Below are 11,548 nucleotides of genomic sequence, written 5' to 3' on the forward strand. Positions count from 1 at the left end.
CATAGCCCCCGGTAGTGCCGGCCGCTGGCCGGCAACCTCATTCAGCTTCAGACATCTCCCAGCCCCCATCGAGGCTTGGCCCGACAGCCAGCGCCCAATGATCGACCCACCATGGCGCATGAGCAGCCATCGCCTCCGCCTGGGCCGTCGCTCGATCATTGGCCAGGCCTATATTCTGACCACCACCACGCATCGGCGCCGCAGGCTCTTTGAAAGCGACGCTTCGGCAGCATGTGTAATCGATCAGTTCGATTACATCGAACAGCGCGGGCTCGTACGGTCACGGGCATGGGTTGTCATGCTGGATCACGTCCACTGGATGTTCGAGCTGCGTGCAGCTGACCTTCCCGACATGGCGCGCCGGATGAAATCGTCGAGCGCGCTTGCCCTGAATCGCCTGGCGGGCCGTCGAAGCACGGTGTGGCAGCCCGGCTACTTCGATCATGCATTGAGGACCGAAGAGTCGCTGGCGCGGCAGGCGTTGTACATCCTGGGGAATCCGGTACGCGCCGGTCTCGCTGGACAGATTGGCGAGTATCCCTATGCGTGGTCGGCCTGGATGTGATGCCGGCCAGCGGCCGGCACTACCACAGCAGAACCGACGCGCAGCGTAGATCGCGTTCCGGCGCACAGAGCACCCTCGATGGTAGTGCCGGCCGCTGGCCGGCAATACAGGATCTCCCGGTGCTGCCGGCCAGCGGCCGGCACTACCTCAGGGAAAAATACATGCGAAAGACAGGGATGTTGATGATCGCCGGGCTGCTGCTGGCCCCTGCCGTGCAGGCGTCACCCGCCTGCCAGGAACCAGAGGCGGTGGCCCGCGCCTTCTACGAGGCAACGACGGGCGATGGTGATCTGCTGGAGCCACCCTCGGCGCTGGTCAGCCCTGCCTTCGGCAAGGCACTGCGTGGAGAGCGCGCCTGCCAGCAGCGCGAAGAGGGCATCTGCACCATCGATTCGGATCCGTGGCTGGATGCGCAGGACGGTGACATCGAAACCCCGGTGCGCTACAGCTGGAAGGAGGCTTCGGCCTCCGCCGGCCAGGTCGAGATGCGCTATTCGGTGTGGAAGAAGGCCTACCTGACCCGCCTGCCGATGGTGCGCCGCGGGCAGGGGTGCTGGCAGGTTGATGACATCGTCACCAACAGTGGTCGTTCGGTGCGGAAAATCCTGGCCCAGCCGCTGCCTTGACCGCGTACGGCATCCACGCATGATGCGGTCCAGTTGCCGGCCAGCGGCCGGCGCTACCCGGTGATGTCGGGTGGGTGCCGACCGTTGGTCGGCACGCCTTTATCGCGAATGCCCGAACACCAGTTCGATCACGAACTGGCTGCCGAAGAAGGCCAGCAGCAGCAACAGCATCGCCGCCAGCGTCCAGTGCACCGCCTTCATGCCGCGCCAGCCGTAGCGCCGGCGGCCGATCAGCAGCACGCCGAACACGATCCACGACAGCACGCTCAGCACGGTCTTGTGCACCAGCTTCTGCGCCAGCAGGTCGTCGACGAACAGCACCCCGGTGACCAGGGTCAGGGTCAGCAGCGCGAAGCCGACGGTGATCACCCGGAACAGCAGTGATTCCAGGTCGGCCAGCGGCGGCAGCGCCCGCAGCCAAGGCCGGAACTCGCGGCGGCGCAGCGCGCGTTCCTGCAGCCACAGCATGATCGCCAGCAGCGCGGCGATGCTCAGCGTGGCGTAGGCCAGCAGGGCCAGCCAGGCGTGGCTGGCCAGGCGCCAGCCCAGTACCTTGCTCGGTTCGTGGCCGTAACCGTGGTAGGCCAGCAGCAGCACGGCGGCCAGCGGGAACACCACCACGCCCAGCGCCGACATCCGCCCGCGCGCGCCGACCAGCGACGTCAGCCAGGCCATGCCCAGGCCGACCAGCGACAGTGCGGCGAAGAAGTGCATGTCCGGCCCGCCGTTGGTGCGCATCGCCACCATCACGTGGTAGCCGCCGTGCAGCAGCATGGCGGGCAGGGCCGGCCACAGCCAGATGGGGGAGCCGGTCGTCTCATCGCGGCCAAGCGCGCGCACCAGCAGGGCACTGGCAGCCAGGTAGAGCAGGACGGCGATGAGAACGATTGTCATCGTTGCAGTTTCGCATACCCCCGTGATGCTGGCGACGGCCCCGTGGCCGCAGTCCGGGGAGACAGCCGGACCCGTTATACTGTCTGCCTTATTGTCCCCCGCTTTCAGACAGGTTGCGCCGCATGTTCGAGTCCCTGACCCAGCGCCTTTCCGGCACCATCGAGCGCCTGCGTGGCCGTGGCCGCCTGACCGAGGAGAACATCCGCGAGGCGACCCGCGAAGTGCGCATCGCGCTGCTCGAAGCCGACGTTGCGCTGCCGGTGGTGCAGGCCCTGATCGAGCGCATCAAGGTGCGCGCGGTCGGCCAGGAAGTGCTGAAGTCGCTGACCCCGGGCCAGGCGCTGATCAAGGTCGTGCGCGACGAGCTGACTGCGGTGATGGGCGCCGAAGCCAGCGACCTGAACCTCAATGTGCCCGCTCCGGCCATCATCCTGATGGCGGGCCTGCAGGGCGCCGGCAAGACCACCACCGTGGGCAAGCTGGCCAAGCACCTGAAGGAAAAACGCAAGAAGAAGGTGATGGTGGTCTCGGCCGACGTCTACCGTCCGGCCGCGATCGAACAGCTGAAGACCCTGGCCGAGCAGGTCGGCGTGCTGTTCTTCCCGTCCAGTGCCGACCAGAAGCCGGAAGCCATCGTCCGCGCCGCCATCGACGATGCACGCAAGTCGTTCGTCGACGTACTGCTGGTCGATACCGCCGGCCGCCTGGCCATCGACGAAGCGATGATGGCCGAGATCAAGGCCCTGCACGCTGCGGTGAATCCGGCCGAAACGCTGTTCGTGGTCGACGCCATGACCGGCCAGGACGCGGCCAATACCGCCAAGGCCTTCGGCGATGCCCTGCCGCTGACCGGCGTGGTGCTGACCAAGACCGACGGTGACGCCCGCGGCGGCGCCGCGCTGAGCGTGCGCTACATCACCGGCAAGCCGATCAAGTTCGTCGGCGTCAGTGAAAAGCCGGAAGGCCTGGACGTGTTCCACCCGGACCGTATCGCCAGCCGCATCCTCGACATGGGCGACGTGCTGTCGCTGGTCGAGCAGGTCGAGCAGCAGGTCGACAAGGACAAGGCCGCCAAGCTGGCCGAGAAGGTCGCCAAGGGCAAGAAATTCGACCTGAACGACATGTGTGACCAGCTGGAGCAGATGCAGAACATGGGCGGCATCGGCGGCCTGATGGACAAGCTGCCGGGCCTGGGCAACATCCCCGACCATCTGAAGCAGCAGGTCAGCCAGGGCAAGGAAGTGCCGCGCATGATCGCCATCATCAGCTCGATGACCAAGAAGGAACGGCGCAATCCGAACCTGCTCAACGGCTCGCGCCGCGCGCGCATCGCCAAGGGCTCGGGCGTGACGCCGGCCGACGTCAACAAGCTGATGAAGCAGTACATGCAGATGGAAAAGATGATGAGCAAGATGGCCGGCGGTGGCATGAAGGGCATGTTGCGCAGCATGAAGGGCATGATGGGCGCCATGGGCGGCCGTGGCATGCCGTTCCGTTGATGACGGCCCCGTCCGCAATCTGATGTAGCGCCCGGGCCCACGCTCGGGCGGCGGCGCACAAGCGCCGCAGCAGGCCGTCGGGCAGCAGGCTCGACTCTTCCCCTGTCCTGCGCGCACCATGGGGGCCTGTCCGAAACGATGGGCCGTCATGCAGAGTTCCGCTGTAGCTTCCCGCGCCGAGGCGTTCTGCCGGCGCTTTGGCGTTTCCGTTCCGATCCTGCTGGCACCGATGGCCGGTGCCTGCCCGGTACCGTTGTCGGCTGCGCTGGCCAACGCCGGCAGCATGGGCGCAATGGGCGCGGTGTTGTCCTCTTCGGCCGATATCGGTCGCTGGATGGATGACTTCCGCGCAGCCTCCAGCGGTCCGGCGCAGGTGAACCTGTGGATGCCGGACCCTGTACCTGCCCGTGACGTTGCCGCCGAGGCCGCCAGCCGCGCCTTCCTCGCGCAATGGGGCCCGGAGGTGCCGGCCAGCGCCGCCGACGCCACGCCGGCCGACTTCGAAGAACAGTTCGCCGCACTGCTGGCGGCGCGTCCTGCGGTGGCCTCGACCATCATGGGCGTGCTGTTGCCGCGCCACGTGCAGCAGTTGAAGGACGCCGGCATCGCCTGGATCGCCTGTGCCACCACCTTGTCCGAAGCGCGCGCGGCACAGGACGCCGGCGCCGACGCGGTGGTGGCGCAGGGCGCGGAGGCCGGCGGCCATCGGGGTTCCTTTGATCCGGCGATGGCCGAGCGCCAGCTGGTGGGACTGTTTGCGCTGCTGCCGCGCCTGGCCGATCAGCTGCAGATTCCGGTGATTGCCGCCGGCGGCATCGCCGATGGCCGTGGCATCGCTGCCGCACTCACCTTGGGCGCCAGTGCGGTGCAGATCGGCACCGCCTTCCTGCGCACGCCGGAAGCGGCGATCGCTTCGGCGTGGGCCGATGGGCTGGCCGCCAGCGAACCGGAAGACACCTGGCCGACCCGCGCCTTCAGTGGTCGCCTGGGCCGTGGCCTGGCGACGCCCTATGTGCGCGCCGCTGCCGCAGAAGGCGCCCCCGCGCCGCGTCCATACCCGGTGCAGCGCGGCCTGACCGCCCCGATGCGCAGGCAGGCGGCACAGGACAATCGTCTCGCAGCGATGCAGGCCTGGGCCGGGCAGTCGGCGCGGATGGCGCCGGCGCAGCCGGCCGCCGACGTGCTGCGCGGCATGTGGGAACAGGCGCAGGCACTGCTGCCATGATGGTGAGCTGCAACGGCCGGGCGGCGCAGGTGGAGGATCTCCTGCCGGCGCTGGTGAATTACGGCCACTTCACCTCGCTGCAGGTGCGTGGTGGTGCAGTGCAGGGGCTGGACCTGCATCTGGCGCGGCTGTCACAGGCTACGCGCGAACTGTTCGGCAGCGAACTGGACACGGTGCAGGTACAGGCATGGATGGCGCAGGCATTGCAGCAGTCAGGGCAGGCCGATGCCTCGCTGCGGGCGACGGTGTACTCGCGCCGCTTCGATTTCCGCAATCCGCTGGCGGCGGTGCCGGTGGACGTGCTGGTGGCGGTGTCAGCGCCGGTGACGCTGACCGTCGCCAAGCGCGTGCGCAGCGTGGCCTGGCAGCGTGAACTGCCGCAGATCAAGCACGTCGGCACGTTTGGTTTGTTCGCCGAACGCCGCGCGGCGCTGGCGGCGGGTTTCGACGACGTGCTGTTCATGACCGCCGATGGCCACGTGAGTGAAGGCAGCACCTGGAACCTGGCCGTGCACGATGGTGAACGGCTGCTCTGGCCGCAGGCGCCAGCCCTGCGCGGTACGGCCGAAGCGCTGCTGAAGCAGCATTGGCCCGGCGCGCAGCTGACGCGGCCGTTGGCGCTGGCTGAACTGGCCGGCGTAAAGGCCGCTTTTGCCTGCAACGCCAGCGGCCTGTGGGCGCTGGAGGCCATCGACGGGCATGTCCTGCCCGGCTCGCAGGCACTGGCTGAACAGGGCAGGGTGGTGCTGGCGGCGGTGGCCTGGCAGGGATTGGGGTCAGACCCCTTTTGCGGCACAAAAGCGATCTGACCCCCCGGGGTTGGCCCGGCCGCGATCTGCCGCTATAATCGTCCGCTTACCTCGCCATCCTGGCGACTGGGCAATAGGAAAAACACCATGGTCAAGATCCGACTGACCCGCGGCGGCGCCAAGAAGCGTCCGTTCTACCACATCATCGTCACCGACGTGCGCAGCGCGCGCGACGGCCGCAACATCGAGCGCGTTGGCTTCTACAACCCGGTCGCCCAGGGCGCCGAGAAGCGCATCGAGCTGGACCTGGCCCGCGTTGACCATTGGGTCAAGAACGGCGCCCAGCCGACCGACAAGGTCCGCAACCTGATCAAGGAAGCGACCAAGTCCCAGGCCGCTGCGGCCTGATCCTGACGGGCCACGCTTCGGCGTGGCCCTCTTGGTTGAAGCAGATGAAAGATATCGAGCGCCGCATCCTGCTGGGCAGGGTTGTCGGCGCTTTTGGTGTGCGCGGCGAAATCAAGCTCGAGTCCTGGACCGAGCCTCGTTCCGCCATTTTCCGTTACCAGCCGTGGATCGTGCGCAGCCCGTCCGGCGTGGAAACCACGGTTGAGGGTGTACGCGGCCGCGACAGCGGCAAGCACCTGGTGGCCCGTTTTCCCGGGGTCGAGGATCGCGATGTGGTCGAAGCGATGCGCGGCACCGAGATCTACGTGGCCCGCAGTGCCTTGCCGCCGCCGAAGCCCGATGAATACTACTGGGTGGACCTGGAAGGCCTGGATGTGAAGACCACCGAGGGCGTCGCCCTGGGCCAGGTCTCGCACCTGTTCAGCACCGGCGCCAATGACGTGGTGGTGGTCCGGGGTGACCGCGAGCGGATGATTCCGTTCGTGCAGCCGGACTTCGTCAAATCGGTCGATTTCGAGGCCAACCTGATCGTGGTCGACTGGGACCCCGAGTTCTGAGTGCGAGCATGCGTTTCGACGTCATCACCCTGTTTCCCGAGTTCCTCGCCCAGTCCGCTGGACTGGGCGTGGTCGGGCGCGCGCAGGAGAAGGGACTGTTCAGCCTGCATGGCTGGAACCCCCGTGATTACGCCGAAGGCAACTACCGCCGGGTGGACGACCGTCCGTTCGGCGGTGGCCCGGGCATGGTGATGCTGATCGAGCCGCTGCAGGCCTGCCTGCAGGCGATCCGCGAGGCCGATCCAACCCCGGCGCGGGTGATCTACCTCAGCCCGCAGGGCGCGCCGTTGACCCAGGCCAAGGTGCGGGAACTGGCGGCGCTGCCGCGCATGGTCCTGCTCTGTGGCCGCTACGAGGGCATCGACGAGCGTTTCCTGGAGGCCAATGTCGACGAGGAAATCTCCCTCGGCGACTACGTGCTGTCCGGGGGCGAGCTGGGCGCGGCGGTGATCATCGACGCCGTGGCCCGCCTGCAGGACGGTGCCCTGAACGATGCGGAGTCGGCGGCGCAGGACAGCTTCGAGGGCGACCTCGGTCTGCTCGACTGCCCGCATTACAGCCAGCCGGCCCAGCACCCGCTGGGGGACGTGCCGGAGGTGCTGCGCTCGGGCAATCACGCGGCCATCGCCGCCTGGCGCCGCCAGCAGTCGCTGCTCCGGACCGCCCAGCGGCGCCCGGACCTGCTGGATGAACAGGCACTGGGCAAGGCCGACCGCAAACTGCTGGAGCAGGGCCGCCAGGCCCGGAACCAGAAGGCCAGCCCCTAGCGCAGGGCTGGCTTTATCGGCTATCATGGCCAATTCCCGCCAGCCCCGGTTGGCGCGCGCCGTACCCAAAACAAACGTGCAGCACAGTCCGGTGACTGCATGAGCCCACGTTGTCGATATGACACGCCCACCCGAACCAGAATCGGTGTAACCCATGAGCAAGCTGAACAAGTCCATCGTCGCGGAATTCGAATCCGCCCAGATCACCCGTGAACTGCCGAAGTTCAGCCAGGGCGACACCGTTGTCGTCAACGTGAAGGTGAAGGAAGGCAGCCGCGAGCGCGTGCAGGCCTACGAAGGCGTCGTCATCGCCACCAAGAATGCCGGCCTGAACTCCTCGTTCACCGTCCGCAAGATCTCGCACGGCTACGGCGTCGAGCGCGTTTTCCAGACCCACAGCGCCATCATCGACTCGGTCGAAGTGAAGCGTCGTGGTAAGGTCCGCGCCGGCAAGCTGTACTACCTGCGTGGCCTGGAAGGCAAGGCTGCCCGCATCAAGGAAGACCTGGCTGCCGCTGCTGCCGCCAAGGCTGCCCGTCTGGCCGACAAGGCCTGATAAACAACTTCGGTTGTTGCCGCGACGGCCACCTTCGGGTGGCCGTTTGCGTTTCCGGCATCGCATCGGCCACGATCAGGTGATGAGCGACATCAACCCGCGCTATCCTGCCGTGATCCAGTCGGCGCTGCGCTTCCTGGACGGCCAGGGGCTGGCGCGCGTGCAGTCGGCACCGCTGCTGCATCGCCTGCTCTGGCGCCTGGGCATTGCACTGCCGCCGCCGATCCTGGCCGGTTTTGCTACCAACGCGCTGGTGCAGGGCCTGCTGTTCGGGCTGTTCTGGACCGCGCTGATGTGGCTGATGCTGTGGCAGGGCAGCGAGCGCCCGCTGGCGCTGTTGCTGGTGGCCGGCCTGTTGGCTGGAGCGCTGTTCGGCATGGTGATGGCGGCGCTGATGCGCTCGCTGCGCCGCCACCGCAAGCTGCCGGACTGGCGACGGTTCCGCGCACGGCAGGCGGACTGAGCCGATGGCGCACTGCGCCGTGACCACACGGCGGGCCCGCGCTAGGCTGCAGCTTCATCCCGATGGACGTATCGTGCGATGCCTGCCAAGCGAACCGCACCTTCCACTGCGCCCACGCTGCTGTCCGGTGGCAACCCGCAGATCGCCAAGGGCGAGGGCGATGCGCCGGTGCAGGCATACGTTGCCGCCATGCCGGGTTGGAAACGTGCGATCGGCGCGCGACTGGATGCATTGATCGAGCAGGCCGTACCTGGCGTGCACAAGGCGGTGAAGTGGAACTCGCCGATGTATGCGGTTGCGCCGGGCGAAGGGTGGTTTCTCAGCTTCCATTGCTTCACCCGCTACATCAAGGTGGCGTTCTTCCGCGGCGCGGCACTGGCGCCAGTGCCGCCCGAGCCGTCCAGGAGCGCCAATACGCGTTACCTGCACATCTTCGAAGATGCCCCGTTGGATGAAACGCAGTTCCGCGACTGGGTGCGCCAGGCCGCCGCGTTGCCCGGCGAGCGCATGTAACCCCGACGTTCCGATTCCCTTCCCGACGAGAGCCGCTGATGGTCACGCATGCACCGAACCCTGCCGATGCCGGAACACCGGCCGCTGAACTGATCGACGCGCGCATCGCCGAACTGGGTGACTGGCGCGGCGAAACGCTGGCACGCGTGCGCGCCTTGATCCATGAAGCCCTGCCCGACGTGCAGGAGACCTGGAAGTGGCGCGGCACGCCGGTGTGGGAGCAGGACGGCATCCTGTGCACCGGCGAAACCTACAGGCAGGCGGTGAAACTGACCTTCGCCCACGGCGCGGCGCTGCCGGACCCGAAGGGCCTGTTCAATGCCAGCCTGGACGGCAACACCCGGCGCGCGATCGATATCCATCAAGGCGCGATGCCGGATGCCGCTACGTTCAAGGCGCTGCTGCGCGCGGCGGCGACGTTCAACGCGGCGAAGAAGAAGCGCTGACCGTCTTCTGTAGAGCCGAGCCCATGCTCGGCTGACAGGCCTGTGCGGACCAACGGTCCGCACCCACCTCAACGTGGCGGCGCTGGCTCCAGTGCCGCATCCGGGTCGGCCACCGGCGAGGGTGGGCAGGCGGGAATCTCCGAGGGCGTGGCCAGCGCATCGGCATGGGAGGGCTTGCCCATCATCTTCGCCTTGCGCCAGCCACCCCAGCGGTAATACGCCAGCGACAGCAGCATCGACACCAGCGAGCTGACCGGGAAGCTCCACCAGATCGCATCGGCGCCCCAGTAAGGCTGCAGCAGTTCGGCGAACGGCACGCGCACGCCCCACAGCGAGCCGGCCAGGATCAGCAGCGGCGGAATCACCGCGCCGGTGGAGCGCACCACGCCGGAGATCACGAAGCTGACGCCGAAGAACAGGAACGAGCCGATCACTACGTGGTTGAGGTGGCGCGCGATCTCCAGCGCCTGGCTGGCCGGTGGCAGGAACAGCGCCAGCAGCTGGCGATCGAACACCACCAGCGGCAGGATCAACGCGCCGGTCAGCAGGAAGTTGAACAGCACGCCTTGGCGCGCGGTGCCGCGCACGCGGTCCCAGCGCTGCGCCCCCACGTTCTGTGCGGCCATCGAAGAGCACGCCGCACCGATCGCCATCGCTGGCATCTGCAGGTAGTTCCACAGTTGCAGGGCAGCGCCGTAGCCCGCGCCGGTGTCGGTCCCGTACTGGTTGACCATGGTCATCAGCAGGATCACCGACAGCGAGATCAGCACCATCTGCAGGCCCATCGGCACGCCCTTGACCACCAGCGCCTTGAGGATGGTCATGTCGAGCTTGAACAGGCGCATGTCGGCGCGGCCCAGCCACAGGGTGTGGCGCTTGTGCCGCATGTACAGCAGCAGGCCGGCCAGCGACAGCGTCTGCGCGACCAGCGTGGCCCACGCCGAGCCGGCGATACCCAGCGCAGGGAACGGCCCCATGCCGAAGATCAGTACCGGGTTCAGCACGATGTCCAGTGCCACCGACACCATCAGGAAACGGAATGGCGTGCGCGAATCACCGGCACCGCGCAGCGCGGCGGTGAGGAAGGCGAACGCGTACAGCGTCGGCATCGCCAGGAAGATGATCTGCAGGTAGGCCTCGGCCAATGGCAGCGAAGCGGCCGGCGTGCCCATCGCCGCCAGCAGCGGATGGGCCATGAACCAGCCGGCGAGGGCGATGATCACCGACAGGCCGATGAAGAAGGTTGCGCTGGTGCCGACCACGCGCCGCGCCTGCACGATGTCGCGCGCGCCGATCGCCTGGCCGATCAGGATGGTGGAGGCCATGCCGAAACCGAACACAGAGCCGATCAGGAAGAACATGATGTTGTTGGCGTTCGCGGTGGCGGTCAGTGCCGCCTCGCCGAGGAAGCGCCCGACCCAGACCGCGTTCACCGAACCGTTCAGCGACTGCGCGATGTTGCCCGCCAGGATCGGCAGGGAGAACAACAGGAGATTGCGCCCGATCGGGCCGGAGGTCAGGTCAAGCGGCGCTTTGGCCATGGAGTGGTGATCGAATCCCGGGAGGCGCACACTAGCACCAAGCCAGTTCGCGGGATGTGGCAATGCATCAACGACTGCAGGTGGAGCGGAGGTTGGCGCTGGCCTTGATCGGCGCTGTATTGGCCGCATGTTCGATGGACGACCGGCTGGGTGATACCCAGATCCGGCCAACCGACCGTCCCGAGTGCCTGGTAGGCAGCCAGCGCCAGGACCTGGCCTCCGGGGTGCGGCCATTGATCGGCGGCACCGGCTGCCGGGCCGACCCGGACAACCCGCGTCCCCTCAACAAGCCACTGGAGTAGCCTGCCCCCATGCCCGAGCTTTCCCCGCTGTCACCCAGTGTCCGCCTGGACATCTGGTTGTGGGCGGCCCGTTTCTTCAAGACCCGCAGCCTGGCCAAGCAGGCGATCGAGACCGGCAAGGTCAGCGTTGCCGGGCAGCGTCCGAAATCCTCACGCGCGGTGCGTGTGGGCGAGCAGCTTCAGGTCGACCGTGGTGAAGAGCATTTCGAGGTCCAGGTGCTCGGCCTGAGCGATCAGCGCGGGCCCGCAGCGACGGCGCAGCAGCTGTATGCCGAGAGCGAGGCCTCCAAGGCGCGTCGTGCCGAACAGCGTGCGCTGCGCATCGCCGCGCGTGACGGGTTCCAGCCGCCGGAGCACAAGCCGGACAAGCGTGCGCGGCGATTGATCCGCGCCCTGGGGGACATTGACGCGCTGTGACGCAGCCCCGGCGTTCGCCG

16 protein-coding genes are annotated in these 11,548 nt (G+C 67.4%); 14 read left to right on the forward strand and 2 right to left on the reverse strand.

The window, feature by feature from the left end; all coding sequences use genetic code 11:
• The first annotated feature begins 118 nt into the window (after positions 1 to 118).
• Together ACM0PK_RS09390 and ACM0PK_RS09395 are read left to right on the forward strand one after the other, a co-directional pair.
• A complete protein-coding gene (locus ACM0PK_RS09390; protein ID WP_414607595.1) occupies positions 119 to 565 on the forward strand; it encodes an REP-associated tyrosine transposase in 447 nt (148 codons plus the stop codon).
• Positions 566 to 726: 161 nt separating this feature from the next.
• A complete protein-coding gene (locus ACM0PK_RS09395; protein WP_134972784.1) occupies positions 727 to 1,191 on the forward strand; it encodes a YqhG/Tai3 family protein in 465 nt (154 codons plus the stop codon).
• Positions 1,192 to 1,290: 99 nt separating this feature from the next.
• Here the strand turns inward: ACM0PK_RS09395 and ACM0PK_RS09400 are convergent, their stop codons facing one another.
• Entirely contained in the window at positions 1,291 to 2,085 is a 795-nt protein-coding gene (locus ACM0PK_RS09400) for a cytochrome C assembly family protein (RefSeq protein WP_005415730.1), read from the reverse strand.
• Positions 2,086 to 2,207: 122 nt separating this feature from the next.
• Between ACM0PK_RS09400 and ffh the strand changes: the two genes are divergently transcribed.
• The 10 genes from ffh to ACM0PK_RS09450 all read left to right on the forward strand — a co-directional run bounded on the left by ffh (position 2,208) and on the right by ACM0PK_RS09450 (position 9,268).
• On the forward strand, positions 2,208 to 3,584 hold the full coding sequence (ffh, locus tag ACM0PK_RS09405; RefSeq protein WP_134972785.1) for a signal recognition particle protein: 1,377 nt from the start codon (positions 2,208 to 2,210) through the stop codon (positions 3,582 to 3,584).
• 148 nt (positions 3,585 to 3,732) lie between these two features.
• On the forward strand, positions 3,733 to 4,809 hold the full coding sequence (locus tag ACM0PK_RS09410; RefSeq protein WP_414606826.1) for an NAD(P)H-dependent flavin oxidoreductase: 1,077 nt from the start codon (positions 3,733 to 3,735) through the stop codon (positions 4,807 to 4,809).
• Positions 4,806 to 5,618 (forward strand): aminotransferase class IV family protein, encoded by an 813-nt coding sequence (locus tag ACM0PK_RS09415; protein WP_414606825.1) that lies wholly within the window; start codon positions 4,806 to 4,808, stop codon positions 5,616 to 5,618. Before ACM0PK_RS09410 ends, ACM0PK_RS09415 begins: the two co-directional genes overlap by 4 nt.
• An 87-nt stretch (positions 5,619 to 5,705) precedes the next feature.
• The gene (gene rpsP / locus ACM0PK_RS09420) at positions 5,706 to 5,966 is read left to right on the forward strand and encodes a 30S ribosomal protein S16 (RefSeq protein WP_005415733.1); all 261 of its coding nucleotides are present in this window, start codon (positions 5,706 to 5,708) and stop codon (positions 5,964 to 5,966) included.
• A 44-nt stretch (positions 5,967 to 6,010) separates the two neighbouring features.
• Positions 6,011 to 6,523, forward strand: a complete 513-nt coding sequence (gene rimM / locus ACM0PK_RS09425) for a ribosome maturation factor RimM (protein WP_005415734.1) — start codon at positions 6,011 to 6,013, stop codon at positions 6,521 to 6,523.
• Between the two features lie 8 nt (positions 6,524 to 6,531).
• On the forward strand, positions 6,532 to 7,290 hold the full coding sequence (trmD, locus tag ACM0PK_RS09430; RefSeq protein ID WP_005415735.1) for a tRNA (guanosine(37)-N1)-methyltransferase TrmD: 759 nt from the start codon (positions 6,532 to 6,534) through the stop codon (positions 7,288 to 7,290).
• Positions 7,291 to 7,444: 154 nt separating this feature from the next.
• Positions 7,445 to 7,846: a 50S ribosomal protein L19 gene (gene rplS, locus ACM0PK_RS09435; protein WP_005415736.1), complete on the forward strand. Its 402-nt coding sequence runs from the start codon at positions 7,445 to 7,447 to the stop codon at positions 7,844 to 7,846.
• Between the two features lie 82 nt (positions 7,847 to 7,928).
• On the forward strand, positions 7,929 to 8,309 hold the full coding sequence (locus tag ACM0PK_RS09440; protein ID WP_414606824.1) for a DUF6404 family protein: 381 nt from the start codon (positions 7,929 to 7,931) through the stop codon (positions 8,307 to 8,309).
• Between the two features lie 78 nt (positions 8,310 to 8,387).
• The gene (locus tag ACM0PK_RS09445; protein WP_180884694.1) at positions 8,388 to 8,822 is read left to right on the forward strand and encodes a DUF1801 domain-containing protein; all 435 of its coding nucleotides are present in this window, start codon (positions 8,388 to 8,390) and stop codon (positions 8,820 to 8,822) included.
• Positions 8,823 to 8,860: 38 nt separating this feature from the next.
• The gene (locus tag ACM0PK_RS09450; RefSeq protein WP_072166882.1) at positions 8,861 to 9,268 is read left to right on the forward strand and encodes a DUF1801 domain-containing protein; all 408 of its coding nucleotides are present in this window, start codon (positions 8,861 to 8,863) and stop codon (positions 9,266 to 9,268) included.
• A 68-nt stretch (positions 9,269 to 9,336) separates the two neighbouring features.
• Here ACM0PK_RS09450 and ACM0PK_RS09455 read toward each other — a convergent pair whose 3' ends face one another.
• Entirely contained in the window at positions 9,337 to 10,809 is a 1,473-nt protein-coding gene (locus ACM0PK_RS09455) for an MATE family efflux transporter (RefSeq protein WP_414606823.1), read from the reverse strand.
• A gap of 62 nt (positions 10,810 to 10,871) precedes the next feature.
• On the opposite strand from ACM0PK_RS09455, the gene ACM0PK_RS09460 reads away from it, so the two are divergent.
• Together ACM0PK_RS09460 and ACM0PK_RS09465 are read left to right on the forward strand one after the other, a co-directional pair.
• Entirely contained in the window at positions 10,872 to 11,111 is a 240-nt protein-coding gene (locus ACM0PK_RS09460) for a hypothetical protein (RefSeq protein WP_088496961.1), read from the forward strand.
• 9 nt (positions 11,112 to 11,120) lie between these two features.
• A complete protein-coding gene (locus ACM0PK_RS09465; protein ID WP_005415742.1) occupies positions 11,121 to 11,528 on the forward strand; it encodes an RNA-binding S4 domain-containing protein in 408 nt (135 codons plus the stop codon).
• Positions 11,529 to 11,548 lie beyond the last annotated feature (20 nt).

The sequence above is a fragment of the Stenotrophomonas sp. FR010 genome (assembly GCF_047520755.2).
Lineage (GTDB): Bacteria > Pseudomonadota > Gammaproteobacteria > Xanthomonadales > Xanthomonadaceae > Stenotrophomonas > Stenotrophomonas sepilia.

Bases quoted from the DNA above. Each gene is read 5' to 3' on its own strand.
- ACM0PK_RS09455 (WP_414606823.1), bottom strand. From the start codon at position 10,809: ATGGCCAAAGCGCCGCTTGACCTGACCTCCGGCCCGATCGGGCGCAAT.
- trmD (WP_005415735.1), top strand. From the start codon at position 6,532: ATGCGTTTCGACGTCATCACCCTGTTTCCCGAGTTCCTCGCCCAGTCC.
- ACM0PK_RS09395 (WP_134972784.1), top strand. From the start codon at position 727: ATGCGAAAGACAGGGATGTTGATGATCGCCGGGCTGCTGCTGGCCCCT.
- ACM0PK_RS09390 (WP_414607595.1), top strand. From the start codon at position 119: ATGAGCAGCCATCGCCTCCGCCTGGGCCGTCGCTCGATCATTGGCCAG.
- ffh (WP_134972785.1), top strand. From the start codon at position 2,208: ATGTTCGAGTCCCTGACCCAGCGCCTTTCCGGCACCATCGAGCGCCTG.
- rpsP (WP_005415733.1), top strand. From the start codon at position 5,706: ATGGTCAAGATCCGACTGACCCGCGGCGGCGCCAAGAAGCGTCCGTTC.
- ACM0PK_RS09450 (WP_072166882.1), top strand. From the start codon at position 8,861: ATGGTCACGCATGCACCGAACCCTGCCGATGCCGGAACACCGGCCGCT.
- ACM0PK_RS09460 (WP_088496961.1), top strand. From the start codon at position 10,872: ATGCATCAACGACTGCAGGTGGAGCGGAGGTTGGCGCTGGCCTTGATC.
- rplS (WP_005415736.1), top strand. From the start codon at position 7,445: ATGAGCAAGCTGAACAAGTCCATCGTCGCGGAATTCGAATCCGCCCAG.
- ACM0PK_RS09415 (WP_414606825.1), top strand. From the start codon at position 4,806: ATGATGGTGAGCTGCAACGGCCGGGCGGCGCAGGTGGAGGATCTCCTG.
- ACM0PK_RS09410 (WP_414606826.1), top strand. From the start codon at position 3,733: ATGCAGAGTTCCGCTGTAGCTTCCCGCGCCGAGGCGTTCTGCCGGCGC.
- rimM (WP_005415734.1), top strand. From the start codon at position 6,011: ATGAAAGATATCGAGCGCCGCATCCTGCTGGGCAGGGTTGTCGGCGCT.
- ACM0PK_RS09440 (WP_414606824.1), top strand. From the start codon at position 7,929: ATGAGCGACATCAACCCGCGCTATCCTGCCGTGATCCAGTCGGCGCTG.
- ACM0PK_RS09465 (WP_005415742.1), top strand. From the start codon at position 11,121: ATGCCCGAGCTTTCCCCGCTGTCACCCAGTGTCCGCCTGGACATCTGG.
- ACM0PK_RS09400 (WP_005415730.1), bottom strand. From the start codon at position 2,085: ATGACAATCGTTCTCATCGCCGTCCTGCTCTACCTGGCTGCCAGTGCC.
- ACM0PK_RS09445 (WP_180884694.1), top strand. From the start codon at position 8,388: ATGCCTGCCAAGCGAACCGCACCTTCCACTGCGCCCACGCTGCTGTCC.